Origin of the sequence: Streptomyces sp. NPDC006235, assembly GCF_040613735.1 — a bacterium.
Classification (GTDB): domain Bacteria; phylum Actinomycetota; class Actinomycetes; order Streptomycetales; family Streptomycetaceae; genus Streptomyces.
Genome location: NZ_JBEXSR010000016.1, coordinates 1 through 18,207 on the forward strand (window position 1 = coordinate 1; position 18,207 = coordinate 18,207).

Sequence of the window (18,207 nt, forward strand, 5' to 3'; positions counted from 1 at the left end):
CGCGTCGAGCGGCCGACGGGGGAGCGGGACGGGGCGAGAGTCGCCGAACATGCCAAGTGCAACAGCCGGATGGACGTGCGGGTTACGCTGGCCGACGGGGCGGGGCCCCGTCGGCCGGTCTGGGAACCGTGGGTTACACCCGCGGCTTCTCGCGCATCTCGTACGTCGCGATGACGTCGTCGACCTTGATGTCGTTGAAGTTGCCGAGGTTGATACCGCCCTCGAACCCTTCGCGGATCTCGGTGACGTCGTCCTTGAAGCGACGCAGGCCCTCGATGTTGAGGTTCTCCGCGACCACCTTGCCGTCGCGGATGAGGCGGGCCTTGGTGTTGCGCTTGACCTCGCCGGAGCGGATGAGAACACCCGCGATGTTGCCCAGCTTGGACGACTTGAAGACCTCGCGGATCTCCGCCGTACCGAGCTCGACCTCTTCGTACTCCGGCTTGAGCATGCCCTTGAGGGCCGCCTCGATCTCCTCGATCGCCTGGTAGATGACCGAGTAGTACCGGACGTCCACGCCCTCGCGCTCGGCCATCTGCTGCGCACGCCCGGCGGCGCGCACGTTGAAGCCGATCACGATGGCGTCCGAGCCCATCGCCAGGTCGATGTCGGACTCCGTGACCGCACCGACGCCGCGGTGCAGGACGCGGATGTCGACCTCTTCGCCGACGTCCAGCTGGAGCAGGGAGGACTCGAGTGCCTCGACGGAACCGGAAGCGTCACCCTTGATGATCAGGTTCAGCTGCTGGACCTCGCCGGCCTTCAGCACCTTGTCCAGGTCCTCCAGCGACACACGGCGCGTGCGCTTCGCGAAGGCCGCGTTGCGCTCGCGCGCCGCACGCTTCTCCGCGATCTGACGGGCCGTACGGTCCTCGTCGACGACGAGGAAGTTGTCGCCGGCACCCGGGACGTTGGTCAGACCCAGGACCTGCACCGGCGTCGACGGGCCGGCCTCGGTGACGAGGTTGCCGTTGTCGTCGTGCATGGCCCGGACCCGGCCGTACGCGTCGCCGACCACCATGGTGTCGCCGACCCGCAGCGTGCCGCGCTGGACGAGGACCGTCGACACGGCACCACGGCCGCGGTCGAGACGGGACTCGATCGCGATGCCCTGCGCGTCCTGGTTCGGGTTGGCCCGAAGGTCGAGCGAGGCATCGGCCGTGAGGACCACGGCCTCCAGCAGGGAGTCGATGTTCAGACCCTGCTTGGCGGAGATGTCGACGAACATGGTGTCGCCGCCGTACTCCTCGGCCACGAGGCCGTACTCGGTCAGCTGACCGCGCACCTTGGTCGGGTCCGCACCCTCGACGTCGATCTTGTTGACCGCGACGACGATCGGGACGTCGGCCGCCTTGGCGTGGTTGAGCGCCTCGACCGTCTGCGGCATGACGCCGTCGTTGGCCGCGACGACCAGGATCGCGATGTCCGTCGACCGCGCACCACGGGCACGCATGGCGGTGAACGCCTCGTGACCCGGGGTGTCGATGAAGGTGATCTTGCGCTCTTCGTCGTTGACCTCGGTCGCGACCTGGTAGGCACCGATGTGCTGGGTGATGCCGCCGGCCTCGCCCGCGATGACGTTCGTCTTGCGGATGGCGTCGAGGAGCCGGGTCTTACCGTGGTCGACGTGACCCATGACGGTGACGACCGGCGGGCGGACCATCAGGTCCTCCTCGTCGCCCTCGTCCTCGCCGAACTCGATGTCGAAGGACTCGAGGAGCTCGCGGTCCTCCTCCTCCGGGCTGACGATCTGAACCGTGTAGTTCATCTCGTCGGCGAGGAGCTGGAGCGTCTCGTCGGAGACGGACTGCGTGGCCGTGACCATCTCGCCGAGGTTCATCATGACCGCGACGAGCGACGCCGGGTTGGCGTTGATCTTCTCCGCGAAGTCGGTGAGCGAGGCACCGCGCGACAGGCGAACGGTCTCGCCGTTGCCGCGAGGCAGCATCACACCGCCGACCGACGGGGCCTGCATGGCCTCGTACTCCTGGCGCCTCTGCCGCTTCGACTTGCGACCACGACGCGCGGGACCGCCGGGACGACCGAAGGCGCCCTGCGTGCCACCACGGCCACCGGGACCACCCGGACGACCGCCGAAGCCGGGACGGCCACCGCCGCCACCCGGACGGCCGGCGAAACCGCCGCCACCGCCACCGGGACCACCGGGACGGCCGGCGAAACCGCCACCGCCGCCGCCACCGGGACGACCCGCGAAGCCGCCGCCACCCGGGCGACCGCCGCCGCCACCGGGACGACCGCCGCCACCGGGACCGCGGCCGCCGGGGCCACCGCCACCGGGACGCGGACCGGCAGCCGGACGCTGCGGCATCATGCCGGGATTGGGACGCGGACCGCCGGGACCGCCGCCGGGACGCGGACCGCCGCCCTGCGGACGGGGCATGCCGCCCGGAGTGGGACGCGCGCCGCCCGGAGCCTGCGGACGAGGACCGCCGCCCGCGCCCTGCGGACGGGGACCGCCCTGGCCCTGGCCCTGCGGACGCTGCGCGCCGCCGGGGGCACCGGGGCCGCCGGGACGCGGGGCACCGCCCGGACGGGGCGCCTGGGGGCGCGCCATGCCGGTGGAACCACCAGAGGTGAACGGGTTGTTGCCCGGACGGGGACCCGCGGGACGGGCACCGGGGCGCGGGGCGCCGCCACCCGGACGCGAGGCGCCGGGGCGCTCGCCGCGGTCACCACGGCCCTGGCCGCCCTGACCGGAGCCACTCGGACGCGGGGCACCCGGACGCGGCGACTGGCCGGCCGGACGCGGGGCGCCCGGACGCGGACCGGAACCCTGCGAGGAGCCCTGCGACGAACCCTGCGAGGAGGGAGCCGCCGGGGGTGCCGTGAACTCGGGCGCGGTCGGAGCCGGGGACGCCGGGGCGGGCCGCGGCGCGGGCTTCGGGCCCGGGGTGGGACGGGGGCCGGGAGTGGCCGGTGCGGCCGGAGCCGCGGGCTTCTCGGCGGCTGCCGGCTTGGGGGCCGGCGGGCGCGGGGCGGCCGGACGGGCAGCCTGCGCCGGGGAAGGGGCTGCCGGCTTCGCCGGGGCAGCCTTGCGTGCGGGGGCGGGCTTGCCGCCTCCGTTGCCCTGCTGGAGGGCGTCCGTCAGCTTGCGTACAACCGGCGCTTCGATGGTCGAAGACGCCGAACGGACGAATTCACCGAGCTCCTGGAGCTTGGCCATGACGACCTTGCTCTCGACACCGAACTCCTTGGCGAGTTCGTAGACCCGGACCTTAGCCACTTCGCTCCTTTGAGGTCCGGGTGAAGCCGGACCGTCGCTAGTTCATGGGCGTACTCATCGCGTACTCATCGAGTGCTCATCGCAATCTCGACCTGCTTTCGACTCGCGAGGTACCTAGACCGCACGGGGGCTTCCGTACGGCACGTTCTTACCGTGTTGCCTGATCGGCAACTGTTGTCTGCTCGACGTATTGGCGCAACGCCTTTGTGTCGGGCGCTCCCGGGGCGCGCAGTGCCCTCGTGAACGCCCGGCGGCGAACCGCCTGGTCGAGACAGACCGGTGTGGGATGCACATACGCACCCCGGCCGGGCAGCGTACCGCGTGGATCAGGGACACATGCGCCCTCGATCAACACGATCCGCAACAGATCGGCCTTGGCCACTCGCTCCCGACACCCCACACAGGTGCGTTCAGGGCATGCGCGGGTGCGCGTCCGGCCAGACACCGTTAAGTCTACCTCCCCGTAGGCGCCTCACCCCTTTGGGGCAGCATTCGAACAGTTGCCGGGCCCGAACCTGTCGTGATCTGAACGACCCGCGGCTTGGATCTATTCCCCGGCCCGGTCGTCCCCGGCCGGTTCGGTGTCCGGCCGGATGTCGATCCGCCAGCCGGTCAGCCGGGCCGCGAGGCGGGCGTTCTGCCCCTCCTTGCCGATGGCCAGGGACAGCTGGTAGTCGGGCACGGTCACCCGGGCCGACCGGGTCGCCATGTCCACGATCTCCACCTTGGAGACACGCGCCGGGGACAGCGCGTTCGCCACCATCTCGGCCGGGTCCTCGGACCAGTCGACGATGTCGATCTTCTCGCCGTTCAGCTCGCCCATCACGTTGCGCACACGGCCGCCCATGGGGCCGATGCAGGCGCCCTTGGCGTTCAGGCCGGACCGGGTGGACCGTACGGCGATCTTCGTGCGGTGACCGGCCTCACGGGCGATCGCGGAGATCTCCACGGAGCCGTCGGCGATCTCCGGCACCTCCAGGGCGAAGAGCTTCTTCACCAGATTGGGGTGCGTCCGCGACAGCGTCACGGACGGGCCGCGGACACCCTTGGCCACCCGGACGACGTACGACCGCAGCCGCATGCCGTGCGGGTAGGTCTCGCCCGGCACCTGCTCCTGGACCGGCAGGATGGCTTCCAGCCTGCCGATGTCGACGAGCACGTTCTTCGGGTCGCGGCCCTGCTGGACCACGCCGGTGACGATGTCGCCCTCGCGGCCGGCGTACTCGCCGAGCGTCGCGTCGTCCTCGGCGTCGCGCAGGCGCTGCAGGATGACCTGCTTGGCCGTGGTGGCGGCGATACGGCCGAAACCGGACGGGGTGTCGTCGAACTCGCGGGGCTCCTGGCCCTCCTCGAGGTCGTCGGGGTCCTCCTTCGCCCACACGGTCACATGGCCGGTCTCCCGGTTGAGCTCCACGCGCGCGTGACGGCGGCTTCCCTCGGTGCGGTGGTAGGCGATGAGGAGGGCCGATTCGATCGCCTCGACCAGCAGGTCGAAGGAGATCTCCTTCTCCCGAACCAAGCCCCGCAGGGCACTCATGTCGATGTCCACGGCTACGCCTCCTCTTCCTTCTTGTTGTCCTTGCGGCTGAACTCGACCTGGACGCGTGCCCGGACGATGTCGTCGAAGGCGAGTCTGCGCGCGGTGGCCTTGCGGCCCTTGACCCCGGGCACCTCGGTGTCGATTCCCTCGTCGTCGACCTTGAGGATCCTGGCGACCAGCTCGCCGCCCTCGGCCAGCTGGAACTTCACCAGGCGGTCCGTGGCGCGGACGTAGTGCCGGTGTTCCGTGAGGAGGCGCTCCGCGCCCGGGGTGCCGACCTCCAGGGTGTACTCCCCCTCGCCCATCGCGTCCGTCTCGTCGAGCTTCGCCGAGAGCGCGCGGCTCACATCGGCGATCTGGTCCAGGTCGGCGCCCGTGTCCGAGTCGACGACGACGCGCAGCACACGCTTGCGTCCGACGGAGTCCACTTCGATCTCTTCGAGATCCAGGCCCTGGGATGTGACGAGCGGTTCCAGCAGTTTTCGCAGCCTCTCGCTCTGGGTGGTGCTCATCCGGGTGACTCCTCGGCCGCGTGTGCTGTTGTGGGATGGGTCGCGTGTCTGGTCAAAGGGTATCCGGTCGCGGGGTGTGTTGCCGTCCACCCGGTGACGAACGGTGCCGCTGAGTGGTCCCGGGCGGGGGCCCGGGTACCGTGATCACGGGCGTTCAGCCCTCAGAGCCGTTTCTTTCTCGTACGAGCCCCCCGAGGACGTCTGACGTGCCGTTCCCCTCATCTCCGCGCGCCCGGTCGGGGCCGCGCAGAAGGACTCTGCTCGCCGTCGGCCCGGCGGCTCTCGCGCTGGCGGGCTGCACCGCCGGGGGCGACGCTCCGGGTGCCCCGGAAGACGGCCCGTCGGCGGCCGAGCGCCGGGCACGCGCGCGTGCGGCGCGGGACAGCGAGGGGCTGGTGGAGCGGTACGACGCCGTGATCACCGCCCATCCGGGGCTCGCGGAGCGGCTGCGCCCGCTGCGGGAGGAGTCCGTGCGGCATGCGCGGGCCTTCGGAGGGGGGCCGGGCCGGAAGGCGTCTCCCTCCCCCTCCTCCTCATCCGCGTCCCCCTCGGCCGCCGCCGTGCCGGGCAGCGACAAGGACGCGCTCGCCGCCCTCGCCGCCGCGGAACGGGAGCTCGCCGACCGGCGGACCAAGGCGCTGCTCGACGTCCCGGGCGAGCTGGCGCGGCTGCTGGCCTCGGTGGCGGCGGCCGGGGCGGCGCACGTGTATCTGCTGACGGAGGGTGGCGCGTGAGCGAGGCGAAGGACCGGGAGCTGCGGGCCCTGCAGGCGGCGCTGGCCGCCGAGCACGCGGCGGTGTACGGCTACGGCGTCGTCGGCGGCCGGATCGGCGAGGGGCAGCGCGCCGAGGCACGGACGGCGTACGACGCGCACCGATCGCGCCGGGACGCGCTGGTGCGCGAGGTGAAGGACCTGGGCGGCAGGCCCGTGGCGGCGGCCGCCGGGTACGCGCTGCCCTTCCCGGTGCCGGACGCGGCGGCGGCCGTGCGGCTCGCCGCCGAGCTGGAGGACCGGGTGGCCGGGGTGTACTCGGACCTGGTGCGCGCGGCGGGCGGCGCCCGGCGGGCCCTGGCCGCCGAGGCGCTGCGGGAGGCGGCGGTGCGGGCGGTGCGCTGGCGCGGCGAGAGCGTAGCCTTCCCTGGGCTCGCCGAGCGGGCCGGCACGGCCCCGCCCCTGGCGGCGCCGACGGCGTGACCGCGCAGGGCACGCACCGCGGACAGCACGAAGGGAACGACTCGCGCATGGTTTTCGAACCGCCGAAGCGTCTGGTCAGGGCGCTCGGTGAGACGGCACCGGAGGGTGACGACTGGCTGGAGAAGCTGCCCGGGGCGGCGCAGCAGGCCGTCGCGCTACGCGAGTTGACCGTGGAGCGGGTGCAGGTGCCCGGCGGGCGCAGCAGCCTGGTCGTGCTGGTGCGGACGGCGGACGGCACGCCCGCCGTGCTGAAGCTGGCGCCGGGCCGGGCCCGCCCGGAGGCGGAGCGGGCCGCGCTCGCGCACTGGGCCGGGCGGGGTGCCGTACAGCTGCTCGAACCCGGTCGGACCGAGGGCGTGCTGCTGCTGGAGCGGCTGCATCCGGATGTGTCGGTGCGGTCCCTGCCGGAGGCGAAGGCGCTGCTGGAGGCGGCGGGGACGCTGCGGCGGCTGTGGGTGGAGCCGCCCCCCGGCTTCCCCTTCGAGACGGTGGCCGAGCGGACCGGGCGGCAGGCCGAGGTGATGCGGGCGCGGGCGCAGGACGATCCCGCGGTGGCCCCGCTGGTGGACTTGGCGCTCGCGGCGCGCGACGAACTGCTGGCCGCGCCGCGCGAACACCGGCTGTTGCACGGCACGTTCCGGCAGAGCAAGGTGCTCGCCGGCGAGCGGATGCCGTGGCTGGCCGTGGGGCCCGACCCGGTGGTCGGCGAGTGCGCCTTCGATCTGGCCCGGCTGGTCCGCGACCGGGTGGAGGACCTGATCGCCCAGCCGTCCGGGGCGGCGACGACCCGGCGCCGGGTGAAGCGGCTGGCCGAGTCCCTGGACGTCGACCAGGAGCGGCTGCGCGGCTGGACGCTGTTCCGGGCCGTGGAGTCGGGTGTGCGGGCGGGGCGGGTCGGACGCCCGCGGGACGCGGAGTTGCTGCTGGAGTTCGCGGGCTGGCTGTGAGCGCTCCGCAGGTCCGGAGCGCTCACGGGGCCAGGGCGCTCAAGCGGTGAGCCGTGCGACGGCCTCCTCGACCGTCAGCTCCTCACGCTCGCCGGTGCGGCGGTCCTTCAGTTCCACCACGCCGTCGCCCGCGCGCCGCCCGGCCACCAGGATCTGCGGTACCCCCATCAGCTCGGAGTCGGTGAACTTGACGCCCGGGGAGACGCCGGCGCGGTCGTCGACCAGGACGCGGACACCGGCGGCGGCCAGCTTCTGGGAGATGTCGAGGGCCAGTTCGGTCTGGAGGGCCTTGCCGGCGGCGACCACGTGGACGTCGGCCGGGGCGACCTCCTTGGGCCAGCACAGACCCTTGTCGTCGGCGCTCTGCTCGGCGATGGCGGCGACCGCTCGGGAGACGCCGATGCCGTAGGAGCCCATGGTGACGCGGACCGGCTTGCCGTTCTGGCCGAGGACGTCGAGCTTGAGGGCGTCGGTGTACTTGCGGCCCAGCTGGAAGATGTGGCCGATCTCGATGGCCCGGTCGAGGACGAGGCCCGTGCCGCACTTCGGGCAGGGGTCGCCCTCCTGCACGACCACGACGTCGACGTAACGGTCGACCTCGAAGTCGCGGTCCGCGACGACGTTCTTGGTGTGCGTGCCGGGCTTGTTGGCGCCGGTGATCCAGGAGGTGCCCGGGGCGACGCGCGGGTCGGCGATGTACGTGACCTTGTCCAGGCCCTGCGGTCCGACGTAGCCGCGGACCAGGTCGGGGCGGGCCGCGAAGTCCGTCTCGGTGACGAGTTCGACGACGGCGGGGGCGAAGTGCGCCTCGACCTTGTCCATGTCGACCTCGCGGTCGCCGGGGACACCCACGGCGACGATCTCGCCGTCGACCTTGACGAGGAGGTTCTTCAGCGTGGCCGAGGCCGGGACGCCGAGGGAGGCGGCGAGGGTCTCGATGGTCGGGGTGTCGGGGGTCGGGATGTCCTCGGCGGCGGGGACGTCCGCGGCGTCGACGGGCTTCAGCTCGTACGTGATCGCCTCGGTGTTGGCGGCGAAGTCGCAGTTCGGGCAGTCGGCGAAGGTGTCCTCGCCGGCTTCGGCCGGGGCGAGGAACTCCTCGGACTTGGAGCCGCCCATCGCGCCGGCGGTGGCGGCGCAGATGCGGTAGTCGAGGCCGAGGCGCGCGAAGATCTTCTGGTAGGCCTCGCGGTGCAGGGCGTAGGAGCGGGCGAGGCCCTCGTCCTCGGTGTCGAAGGAGTAGGAGTCCTTCATGAGGAACTCGCGGCCGCGCAGGATGCCGGCGCGGGGCCGGGCCTCGTCGCGGTACTTGTTCTGGATCTGGTAGAGGATCACCGGCAGGTCCTTGTAGGAGGACGCCTGGTCCTTCACCAGCAGGGTGAAGATCTCCTCGTGGGTGGGGCCGAGGAGGTAGTCGCCGCCCTTGCGGTCCTGGAGGCGGAACAGCTCGGGGCCGTACTCCTCCCAGCGGCCGGTGGCCTCGTAGGGCTCGCGCGGCAGGATGGCGGGGAGCAGCACCTCCTGGGCGCCGACGGCGTCCATCTCCTCACGGACGATGCGTTCCACGTTGGCCAGGACCCGCTTGCCGAGCGGCAGCCAGCTCCAGATCCCGGCGGCGGTGCGGCGCACGTACCCGGCGCGGACGAGGAGCTTGTGGCTGAGGACCTCGGCGTCCGCCGGGTCGTCGCGCAACGTCTTCGCCATCAACTGGGACATGCGCTGGACCGGTACGTTCGCCATGGCTTCTCTGCTCCTGCTGCGTGTGGGTGATGGCAGGAGGTTATCCGGGGGGCACCGGGCGGCGGAAATCGGTTAGCGGCGGCGCAGCGGGAGCGGAGCGCCCATCACCGCGTACGGCTTGGGGGCGCTCGGGAAGAGGACCTGGCGGGCGAGGTCCCGGTAGCCGAGGGAGCGGTAGAGCGCGCGGGCGGGGCTCTCGGTGTCGATCGCGGAGAGGATCGAGCGGGGTTCCGCGGCGGCGTCGGTGATCGTGGTGATCAGGGAACGCCCGATGCCGCGGTTCTGGTGGGCGGGGTGGACGTGCAGTTCGGTGATCACGAAGGCGTCGTCGAGCCAGTGGTCGTGGTGGTTCGCCCTGAGGTACGGCTCCACGACGGTGGACCACCAGTGGGCGCGGTCGTTGGGCATGCCGTAGACGAAGCCCACGAGCTTGCCGTCGGCTGTCGCGCCGAGGGCACGGGCGCCCGGGTAGGTCATGTGGCGCAGGACGATCTGGCGGCGGACTGCGACTTCGTCGGGGCCCAGCCCGAATGCCACGGCTTGGACTTCCAGGGCCTCGTCGACGTGGGCGGAGAGGTCGAGGGGGCCGATCACCAGGTCCATGGCGGGGAGCCTACAGGGGGCTTCGAGTTGTCAGAACAGCACGCTCATGAAGGCGCCGACCTCTTGGAAGCCCACCCTCTGGTACGTCCTGCGGGCCGCCGTGTTGAAGTCGTTGACGTACAGGCTCGCCACCGGGGCCACGTCGGCCAGGGCGTAGCGCAGGACCGCTGCCATGCCGGGCGCCGCCAGGCCGGTGCCCCGGTACTCGGGGGCGACCCAGACGCCCTGGATCTGGCAGGCGCGGTCGGTCGCGGCACCGATCTCGGCCTTGAAGACGACCTTGCCGTCCGCGTCGAAGCGGGCGAAGGCGCGGCCGGATCCGACGAGTTCGGCGACGCGGGCCTGGTAGAGCAGGCCGCCGTCGCCGGCCAGCGGGGAGACGCCGACCTCCTCGGTGAACATCGCCACGCACGCCGGCATGATCTTCTCCATCTCGTCCTTGCGGACGCGACGGACGTAGGGGTCCGGGGCGATGCCGGCCGGCAGGCGGTCGGTGACCATGAGCGGCTGGTGGCGGCGCACGTCGCGGGCCGGGCCCCACTGGGGTTCCAGCAGCCGCCACAGGTCGGCGGTGGAGGCGGCCGGTCCGACGATGGAGGAGCAGCGGCGGCCGGCCCGGCGGGCGCGGTCGGCGAAGGCGCGGACGGCGCGCGGAGTGGCGCAGATGGGGACGAGGTTGGCGCCCGCGTAGCACAGGGACGTCAGCATGCCGTCCTCGTACCAGCCCCACATCTCCCCGCCGAGCCGCCAGGGGTCGAGGCCGGCGATCTGCACGCGGGAGGTCACGAAGGCGTTCGCGACGGGCTCGCGGTCGAGTATGGCGAGCGCGGCGTCCAGGTCGCTCGGTTCGAGGACCCGGGAGGTCGTCTGCGTCAACACGGGCGGGGCCTCACACACTCGGGTCTGCTTGGTCTCCGCACTATAGCTGCGCTGCTTGGGCGGGGCGCCTTCGAGCTCGGGAGCGGGGGGTTTGTCGGCGGGTGCGGGTTCGTTGTGGCTTGTCGCGCAGTTCCCCGCGCCCCCAAGCAGGACGCAGGGAAACCCGGCGACTCTGAAAACCTCAGCCCGCTACCGCCACCGACGGTTCGCCCGAGGCGACGCCGTCCTGTTCCATCTGCTCGGCGAGCTTCATCGCTTCTTCGATCAGGGTCTCGACGATCTTGGACTCGGGGACGGTCTTGATGACCTCGCCCTTGACGAAGATCTGGCCCTTGCCGTTGCCGGAGGCGACGCCGAGGTCGGCCTCGCGGGCCTCGCCGGGGCCGTTGACGACGCAGCCCATGACGGCGACGCGGAGGGGGACCTCCATGCCGGTGAGACCGGCCGTGACCTCTTCGGCCAGCTTGTAGACGTCGACCTGGGCGCGGCCGCAGGACGGGCAGGAGACGATCTCCAGGCCGCGCTCCTTGAGGCCCAGCGACTCCAGGATCTGGAGGCCGACCTTCACCTCCTCGGCCGGGGGCGCGCTCAGGGAGACGCGGATGGTGTCGCCGATGCCCTGGCTGAGCAGCGCGCCGAAGGCGACCGCCGACTTGATCGTGCCCTGGAAGGCGGGACCGGCCTCCGTGACGCCGAGGTGCAGCGGGTAGTCACAACTCTCGGCGAGCTGCTTGTACGCCTCGATCATCACGACCGGGTCGTTGTGCTTGACGGAGATCTTGATGTCCCGGAAGTCGTGCTCCTCGAAGAGGGACGCCTCCCACAGGGCCGACTCGACCAGGGCCTCGGGGGTCGCCTTGCCGTACTTCTGGAGCAGGCGCTTGTCGAGGGAGCCAGCGTTGACGCCGATGCGGATCGGGGTGCCGTGGTCCCGGGCCGCCTTGGCGATCTCCTTGACCTTGTCGTCGAACTGCTTGATGTTGCCGGGGTTGACGCGGACCGCCGCGCAGCCGGCCTCGATCGCGGCGAAGACGTACTTCGGCTGGAAGTGGATGTCGGCGATGACCGGGATCTGCGACTTGCGGGCGATGGTGGCGAGGGCGTCGGCGTCGTCCTGGGTCGGGCAGGCGACGCGGACGATCTGGCAGCCGGAGGCGGTGAGTTCGGCGATCTGCTGGAGGGTCGCGCCGATGTCGGACGTACGCGTCGTCGTCATCGACTGGACCGAGACGGGGGCGTCTCCGCCGACGGCCACGGATCCGACCTGGATCTGCCGGCTCTTCCGGCGCTCGGCGAGCTTGGTCGGAACGGACGGCATGCCGAGAGAAATCGCAGTCATCTGCTGTGCAACCCCAAGTCGTGGATCAAGGTCCGGTCCCGTGAGCAGCGGGCTCCGAGCTTCGAGATTACGGCACATGCACTGGCGCGGGCACATCCCACCCGGGTTGCCACCCGATGGGAGGCGGCCCGGCACACAGTATGCCGAGCCGCCTGGAACGCCGTATGACTAGGAGATTCTCACCGGGTTAACCACGTCCGCGATCAGCACCAGGATCGTGAAGCAGATGAAGATCCCGGCGACCACGTACGCGACGGGCATGAGCTTCGCCACGTCGAAGGGGCCCGGGTCCGGCCGGCGCAGGACCTTGGCCGTGTTGCGGCGCAGTGACTCCCACAGGGCGCCCGCGATGTGGCCGCCGTCGAGCGGCAGCAGCGGGAGCATGTTGAACAGGAACAGGGAGAGGTTGAAGCCGGCGACCAGCATGAGGGCCATGGCCAGCTGCTGGGTCGGCGGGATGTCGAGGGTGAAGATCTCGCCGCCGACGCGGGCCGCGCCGACCACGCCCATCGGGGAGTCGGCCTCGCGCGGGGCGCCGTCGAAGGCCGCGTTCCACAGGGCCGGGATCTTGCTGGGCAGGGCGGCGAGGGAGTCGACGGCCTCGCCGATCCGGTCGCCCATCCAGGTCACGGACTCGCCGAAGTCCTGCTTGACCACACCGGTGGCGGCGCTGAATCCGAGGAATCCGGCCTGGACGTACTCGCCCTCGACGATCTGCCCGCCGGAGTCCTTCTTGGCGACCTGGTTGTTGGCGATCTTCGCGTGCAGGGTGACGTCCTGGCCCTTGCGGTCGACGACGATCGGCACCTCCTTGCCGGGGTTGGCGCGGATCAGATCGGACAGCTTGTTCCAGTCGTCGGTCGGCACGCCGTTGAAGGAGACGATCTTGTCGCCCGCCTTGAGGCCCGCGGCGGCGGCCGGGCTGGCCGGGTCGCCCTTCGCGCACTTGTCGCGGTTCTCGCTCTGCGCGATGACGCACTGGGAGACCGAGCTGACCGTGGTGGTCTGCTGGGTGATGCCGAAGCCCATCAGGATGGTGAGGAACAGCGCCACGGCCAGGACGAGGTTCATGAAGGGGCCCGCGAACATCACGATCACGCGCTTCCAGGGCGCGCGCGTGTAGAACATGCGGTTCTCGTCGCCCGGCCTGAGCTCCTCGTACGCGGCCGAACGGGCGTCCTCGATCATGCCGCGCCACGGGGAGGTGGAGCGGACCTCCAGCCGGCCGTCGGGGCCGGGCGGGAACATGCCGATCATGCGGATGTAGCCGCCGAAGGGGATGGCCTTGAGCCCGTACTCGGTCTCACCCTTCTTCCGCGACCAGATCGTCGGGCCGAAACCGACCATGTACTGCGGCACGCGGATGCCGAACAGCTTGGCGGTGGACAGGTGCCCCAGCTCGTGCCACGCGATCGAGAACAGCAGGCCGACCACGAAGAGACCTATGCCGAGGATGAACATCAGGGTCGTCATGCACGGGCCTCCGCCGTCTGTGCCGCCAGTTGCCGGGCCCGGGTCCGCGCCCAGGTCTCCGCTTCGAGGACGTCCGACACGGTGAGTGAGGTTCCCGTACGCGGGGTGCCGTGCTCCTCGACGACCCGGGTGACGGTCTCCATGATCCCGTTGAAGGGCAGTGCGCCCTGCCGGAACGCCTCCACGCACTCCTCGTTGGCCGCATTGAACACCGCCGGGGCGGTGCCCGCGAGTTCGCCGACGTGCCGCGCGAGATTCACCGACGGGAAGGCCTCGGTGTCGAGCGGGAAGAACTCCCAGGTCGAAGCCTTGCTCCAGTCGAAGGTGGGCGCCGCGTCGGGCACGCGCTCGGGCCAGCCGAGGCCGATGGCGATGGGCCCGCGCATGTCGGGCGGGGTCGCCTGGGCCAGTGTCGATCCATCCGTGAACTCAACCATCGAGTGGACATACGACTGGGGATGCACGACCACCTCAATGCGGTCGAAGGGAATGTCGTAGAGGAGGTGCGCCTCGATGACCTCCAGGCCCTTGTTGACGAGGGTCGCGGAGTTGATCGTGATGACCGGGCCCATGGCCCAGGTCGGGTGCGCGAGGGCGTCGTCGACGGTGACGTGGGCCAGCTCCGCCTTCGTCCGGCCGCGGAAAGGGCCGCCGGAGGCGGTGACGACCAGCTTGCGGACGTCGGCGCGGGTGCCGGCGGCCAGGGCCTGGAAGAGGGCGGCGTGCTCGGAGTCGACCGGGATGATCTGCCCCGGCTTGGCGAGGGCCTTGACCAGCGGGCCGCCCACGATGAGCGACTCCTTGTTGGCGAGCGCGAGGGTGCGGCCCGCCTCCAGGGCGGCCAGGGTCGGGGCGAGGCCGATGGAGCCGGTGATGCCGTTCAGGACGGTGTGGCAGTCGGTCGCCGCGAGCTGCGTGGCCGCGTCCGGGCCGGCGAGGATCTCGGGGAGCGGCTCGTCCGTGCCGTACTGCGCGGTGAGCGCCTCGCGCAGGGCCGGTACGACGTCCTCGCGGGCGACCGCTACCGTGCGCGCCCGCAGCCGGTACGCCTGCTCGGCGAGGAGGGCGACCCGGCCGCCGTTGGCGGACAGGCCGGTGACCCGGAACCGGTCGGGGTTGCGCAGCACGAGGTCGATGGCCTGCGTGCCGATGGACCCGGTGGAGCCGAGGATCACCACGTCCTTCGGGCCGTCGCCCGCTACGGGGTCGTAGACGAGGTGCGGGTCGGCGAGGGGGGCTGGACTGTCGCTCATTCCTCCATTGTTGCCGTAAGCATCGTGTGTGAGGACAGCGCATCCCTCCGTGGGGGCGCGCGCCGCGCCGGCTCACGCCCCCACGGAGGCCGGGTCACCGGATCGGCCGGTGCACGTTCTCCTTCCGGCTCGGTCCCGGTGTCGCGTCCGCGATCCACGGTCCCTCGCCCGACGGGTCGACGATGCCGCGCTCCAGCCACTCGTACGTGCCCGACAGGACGCCCTTGACGACCTTGCGGTCGAGGTCGTCGGTGTTGGTCCACAGGCGGTTGAAGAGCTCCTCGATCCGGATGCGGGACTGGCGGCAGAAGACGTCGGCGAGCTGGTAGGCCTCGCGGCCGTGGTCGCCCTGGCTGCGCAGCAGTTCGGCACGGACGCAGGCCGCGCTCATGGCGAACAGCTCGGCGCCGATGTCGACGATCCGGCCGAGGAAGCCCTGCTTGGACTCCATCCGGCCCTGCCAGCGGGACATGGCGTAGAAGGTGGAGCGGGCGAGCTTGCGGGCCGTGCGCTCGACGTAGCGCAGGTGCCCGGAGAGGTCCACGCCGTGCTTGAACTCGGCGTAGGAGGTGGGAAGCTGGCCCGGGCCCGCGACCAGTTTCGGGAGCCACTTGGCGTAGAAGGCGCCCGCGTTGGCGCCCGCCTTGGCCTTGTCGCCCAGGGACTTCTCCGGGTCGATGAGGTCGCCGGCGACCGAGAGGTGGGCGTCGACGGCCTCGCGGGCGATGAGGAGGTGCATGATCTCCGTCGAGCCCTCGAAGATGCGGTTGATGCGCAGGTCGCGCAGGAGCTGCTCGGCGGGGACGCCGCGCTCGCCGCGGGCCCGGAGGGACTCGGCCGTCTCGAACCCGCGGCCGCCGCGGATCTGGACGAGTTCGTCGGCCATCGTCCAGGCCATCTCGGAGGCGTACAGCTTGGCGAGGGCGCCTTCGATGCGGATGTCGTTGCGGTCCTCGTCGGCCATCTGCGAGGCCAGGTCCGTGACCGCCTCCAGGGCGAAGGTGGTGGCCGCGATGAAGGAGATCTTGGAGCCGACCGCCTCGTGGTGCGCGACGGGCTTGCCCCACTGCTCGCGGGCCGCCGACCACTCCCGGGCGATCTTCAGGCACCACTTGCCGGCCGCGACGCAGGAGGCGGGCAGCGAGAGCCGTCCGGTGTTGAGCGTGGTCAGGGCGATCTTCAGGCCCTGGCCCTCCTCGCCGACGCGGTTGGCGGCGGGGACGCGGACCTGGTGGAAGCGGGTGACGCCGTTCTCGATGCCGCGCAGGCCCATGAAGGCGTTGCGGTTCTCGACGGTGACGCCGGGCGAGTTGGTCTCCACGACGAAGGCCGTGATGCCGCCCTTGTGGCCCTCGCTCTTCGGGACCCGGGCCATGACGACCAGCAGGTCGGCGACGACGCCGTTGGTGGTCCACAGCTTCACGCCGTCGAGGACGTAGTCGTCCCCGTCGGGCACGGCGCTGGTGGCGAGGCGGGCCGGGTCGGAGCCGACGTCGGGCTCGGTGAGCAGGAAGGCGCTGATGTCCGTGCGCGCGCAGCGCGGCAGGAAGCGCTCCTTCTGTTCCTGTGTGCCGAACAGTTTCAGCGGCTGCGGCACGCCGATCGACTGGTGCGCGGAGAGCAGCACGCCGATGGCGGGGCTGGCGGAGCCGGCCAGGGAGAGCGCCTTGTTGTAGTACACCTGGGTGAGGCCGAGACCGCCGTACTTGGTGTCGATCTTCATGCCGAAGGCGCCGAGCTCCTTCAGCCCGTCGATCACCTCGTCGGGGATCCGGGCCTCGCGCTCGATGACGGCCGCGTCGACCTTCGTCTCGACGAAGTCGCGGAGCTTGGCGAGGAACTCCTCGCCGCGCTGAACCGCCTCGTCGGCCGGAAGGGGGTGGGGGTGGATGAGGTCGAGCCGGAAGCGGCCGAGGAAGAGCTCCTTGGCGAAGCTGGGCTTGCGCCAGTGCTGTTCCCGGGCGGCCTCCGCCACCTCACGGGCCTCCCGCTCGGTGACGGCGGGACGGGAAGAGGGGGTGGTGGAAGCGGACATGAGAGCCACCTCGCCGCATATAGGGATGTTGAGGACCGTACGTTACCGATCAGTGCTACTGGATCGTTGGTACCCGAAACCGGACGCTCCCACCAGTCCTCGCGCATCCGTTCAGCCGAAGAGGACGGAAAGCTCCCGGGCTTGTCGGGGGCCTGAGGACGGTGTTGCATCAAGGTGTCCTCCCGGGAACGGCCCGCCCTTCTGGCGCCGTGCCGGAATTCGGTATCGAAGCGCTTCGACAACCTATGGACACGTACTCCCGCTGGAGCTACTGTCGAACCACCCTCACCCACCCACATCAGCAACGCGCATTGTCGAAGCGCTTCACAAAGCTTGGAGAGCGGATGGTCACCCTCGCCGAGGTCGCCCAGCACGCCGGAGTCTCGGCGAGCACGGTGAGCTATGTCCTCAGCGGCAAGCGGTCCATCTCCGCGAACACCCGGCAGCGGGTCGAGCGGAGCATCCGCGAGCTCGGGTACCACCCGAACGCCGGGGCCCGCGCCCTGGCCAGCAGCAGGTCCAACATCATCGCGCTGATGATCCCGCTGCGCACGGACATGTACGTGCCCGTGATGATGGAGATCGCCATCGCGGTGGCGACCGCCGCGCGGACGCACGGGTACGACGTGCTGCTGCTCACCGGTGAGGAGGGCCCGGACGCGGTGCGCCGCGTCGCCGGGAGCGGGCTCGCCGACGGGGTGATCCTGATGGACGTCGAACTCGACGACGAGCGGCTGCCGTTGCTGCGTGCGACGGACCAGCCGTCCGTGCTGATCGGGCTGCCCGCCGACACCACCGGGCTGACCTGCGTCGACCTGGACTTCCGGGCGACGGGCGCGCTGTGCGTGGAGCACCTGGCGAAACAGGGGCACCAGGACATCGCTGTCATCGGCGAGGCCCCGGCGGTCTACGAGCGGCACACCGGCTTCGCCGAGCGCACCCTCGACGGGCTGCGGTCCCGCTCCCGGGAGCTGGGCGTGCGGCTGCTGCACCGGCCGTGCGAGGGCGGGTACGACGCGATGGCCGTGACGCTCGCCCGGATCCTCGACGAACGCCCGGGGACCACGGGGATCATCGTGCAGAACGAGTCGGCGGTCGAGCCGCTGCTCGCGCTGCTGCGGCAGCAGGGCCGGGCCGTGCCCGAGGACGTGTCGGTGGTCGCGATCTGCCCCGACCAGGTCGCGACGCAGGCCTCGGTGCGGCTCACGTCGGTCGCCATCCCCGCGCAGGAGATGGGCCGGAACGCCGTGGAACACCTGGTCGCCAAGTTCGGGGGACGCGGCAGCGACGAGGTCGTGCTGATCGCGCCCGAGCTGACGGTCCGGGGCAGCACGGGGCCGGCGCCCACCCGGCCGTAAGGCACACCCCGGGCACACGCCGTCCCTTCTCCCGCCCTCCTCCCAGGGCACCCCCATGTCCGCGCACCACTGCCTGAACACCTCTGTCT

General features: G+C 71.3%; 15 protein-coding genes. 4 read left to right on the plus strand and 11 right to left on the minus strand.

Annotated features, from left to right (window positions below; all coding sequences use genetic code 11):
• Nucleotides 1-133 precede the first annotated feature (133 nt).
• From infB to rimP, 4 genes are all read right to left on the minus strand, one after another.
• Nucleotides 134-3,244, minus strand: a complete 3,111-nt coding sequence (infB, locus tag ABZ192_RS20060) for a translation initiation factor IF-2 (RefSeq protein WP_356925798.1) — start codon at nucleotides 3,242-3,244, stop codon at nucleotides 134-136.
• A gap of 148 nt (nucleotides 3,245-3,392) precedes the next feature.
• Nucleotides 3,393-3,689 carry a YlxR family protein gene (locus tag ABZ192_RS20065; protein WP_356925799.1) on the minus strand — a complete coding sequence of 99 codons (297 nt, stop codon included), beginning with the start codon at nucleotides 3,687-3,689 and terminating at the stop codon, nucleotides 3,393-3,395.
• A 102-nt stretch (nucleotides 3,690-3,791) separates the two neighbouring features.
• Nucleotides 3,792-4,793 carry a transcription termination factor NusA gene (gene nusA, locus ABZ192_RS20070; RefSeq protein ID WP_356925800.1) on the minus strand — a complete coding sequence of 334 codons (1,002 nt, stop codon included), beginning with the start codon at nucleotides 4,791-4,793 and terminating at the stop codon, nucleotides 3,792-3,794.
• Between the two features lie 2 nt (nucleotides 4,794-4,795).
• The gene (gene rimP / locus ABZ192_RS20075) at nucleotides 4,796-5,296 is read right to left on the minus strand and encodes a ribosome maturation factor RimP (RefSeq protein WP_356925801.1); all 501 of its coding nucleotides are present in this window, start codon (nucleotides 5,294-5,296) and stop codon (nucleotides 4,796-4,798) included.
• Between the two features lie 206 nt (nucleotides 5,297-5,502).
• Here rimP and ABZ192_RS20080 point away from each other — a divergent pair, with 206 nt between their 5' ends.
• The 3 genes from ABZ192_RS20080 to ABZ192_RS20090 are packed head-to-tail and all read left to right on the plus strand — an operon-like array spanning nucleotide 5,503 to nucleotide 7,438.
• Nucleotides 5,503-6,030 carry a hypothetical protein gene (locus ABZ192_RS20080; protein ID WP_356925802.1) on the plus strand — a complete coding sequence of 176 codons (528 nt, stop codon included), beginning with the start codon at nucleotides 5,503-5,505 and terminating at the stop codon, nucleotides 6,028-6,030.
• On the plus strand, nucleotides 6,027-6,491 hold the full coding sequence (locus tag ABZ192_RS20085; protein ID WP_356925803.1) for a ferritin-like domain-containing protein: 465 nt from the start codon (nucleotides 6,027-6,029) through the stop codon (nucleotides 6,489-6,491). Before ABZ192_RS20080 ends, ABZ192_RS20085 begins: the two co-directional genes overlap by 4 nt.
• A 47-nt stretch (nucleotides 6,492-6,538) precedes the next feature.
• A complete protein-coding gene (locus ABZ192_RS20090; protein WP_356925804.1) occupies nucleotides 6,539-7,438 on the plus strand; it encodes an aminoglycoside phosphotransferase family protein in 900 nt (299 codons plus the stop codon).
• A 39-nt stretch (nucleotides 7,439-7,477) separates the two neighbouring features.
• On the opposite strand, the gene ABZ192_RS20095 is transcribed toward ABZ192_RS20090, so the two are convergent.
• The 7 genes from ABZ192_RS20095 to ABZ192_RS20125 form a co-directional block, all read right to left on the minus strand.
• Entirely contained in the window at nucleotides 7,478-9,178 is a 1,701-nt protein-coding gene (locus tag ABZ192_RS20095; protein WP_356925805.1) for a proline--tRNA ligase, read from the minus strand.
• Between the two features lie 72 nt (nucleotides 9,179-9,250).
• Nucleotides 9,251-9,781, minus strand: coding sequence for a GNAT family N-acetyltransferase (locus ABZ192_RS20100; protein WP_356925806.1), 531 nt, complete (start codon nucleotides 9,779-9,781; stop codon nucleotides 9,251-9,253).
• 30 nt (nucleotides 9,782-9,811) lie between these two features.
• Nucleotides 9,812-10,660: a GNAT family N-acetyltransferase gene (locus ABZ192_RS20105; protein ID WP_356925807.1), complete on the minus strand. Its 849-nt coding sequence runs from the start codon at nucleotides 10,658-10,660 to the stop codon at nucleotides 9,812-9,814.
• A gap of 181 nt (nucleotides 10,661-10,841) precedes the next feature.
• Nucleotides 10,842-11,999, minus strand: a complete 1,158-nt coding sequence (gene ispG, locus ABZ192_RS20110) for a flavodoxin-dependent (E)-4-hydroxy-3-methylbut-2-enyl-diphosphate synthase (RefSeq protein WP_356925808.1) — start codon at nucleotides 11,997-11,999, stop codon at nucleotides 10,842-10,844.
• A gap of 168 nt (nucleotides 12,000-12,167) precedes the next feature.
• Nucleotides 12,168-13,460, minus strand: a complete 1,293-nt coding sequence (locus ABZ192_RS20115) for a site-2 protease family protein (RefSeq protein WP_356925920.1) — start codon at nucleotides 13,458-13,460, stop codon at nucleotides 12,168-12,170.
• An 8-nt stretch (nucleotides 13,461-13,468) separates the two neighbouring features.
• The gene (gene dxr, locus ABZ192_RS20120; protein WP_356925809.1) at nucleotides 13,469-14,725 is read right to left on the minus strand and encodes a 1-deoxy-D-xylulose-5-phosphate reductoisomerase; all 1,257 of its coding nucleotides are present in this window, start codon (nucleotides 14,723-14,725) and stop codon (nucleotides 13,469-13,471) included.
• Between the two features lie 94 nt (nucleotides 14,726-14,819).
• Nucleotides 14,820-16,760 (minus strand): acyl-CoA dehydrogenase family protein, encoded by a 1,941-nt coding sequence (locus ABZ192_RS20125; RefSeq protein WP_356925810.1) that lies wholly within the window; start codon nucleotides 16,758-16,760, stop codon nucleotides 14,820-14,822.
• Between the two features lie 344 nt (nucleotides 16,761-17,104).
• Here ABZ192_RS20125 and ABZ192_RS20130 point away from each other — a divergent pair, with 344 nt between their 5' ends.
• On the plus strand, nucleotides 17,105-18,118 hold the full coding sequence (locus ABZ192_RS20130; RefSeq protein WP_356925811.1) for a LacI family DNA-binding transcriptional regulator: 1,014 nt from the start codon (nucleotides 17,105-17,107) through the stop codon (nucleotides 18,116-18,118).
• Nucleotides 18,119-18,207: the final 89 nt, after the last annotated feature.

Coding starts and splice junctions, on each gene's coding strand:
- rimP (WP_356925801.1), bottom strand. CDS start 5,296: ATGAGCACCACCCAGAGCGAGAGGCTGCGAAAACTGCTGGAACCGCTC.
- ABZ192_RS20090 (WP_356925804.1), top strand. CDS start 6,539: ATGGTTTTCGAACCGCCGAAGCGTCTGGTCAGGGCGCTCGGTGAGACG.
- ABZ192_RS20095 (WP_356925805.1), bottom strand. CDS start 9,178: ATGGCGAACGTACCGGTCCAGCGCATGTCCCAGTTGATGGCGAAGACG.
- ABZ192_RS20100 (WP_356925806.1), bottom strand. CDS start 9,781: ATGGACCTGGTGATCGGCCCCCTCGACCTCTCCGCCCACGTCGACGAG.
- ispG (WP_356925808.1), bottom strand. CDS start 11,999: ATGACTGCGATTTCTCTCGGCATGCCGTCCGTTCCGACCAAGCTCGCC.
- ABZ192_RS20115 (WP_356925920.1), bottom strand. CDS start 13,460: ATGTTCATCCTCGGCATAGGTCTCTTCGTGGTCGGCCTGCTGTTCTCG.
- dxr (WP_356925809.1), bottom strand. CDS start 14,725: ATGAGCGACAGTCCAGCCCCCCTCGCCGACCCGCACCTCGTCTACGAC.
- ABZ192_RS20125 (WP_356925810.1), bottom strand. CDS start 16,760: ATGTCCGCTTCCACCACCCCCTCTTCCCGTCCCGCCGTCACCGAGCGG.
- ABZ192_RS20130 (WP_356925811.1), top strand. CDS start 17,105: ATGGTCACCCTCGCCGAGGTCGCCCAGCACGCCGGAGTCTCGGCGAGC.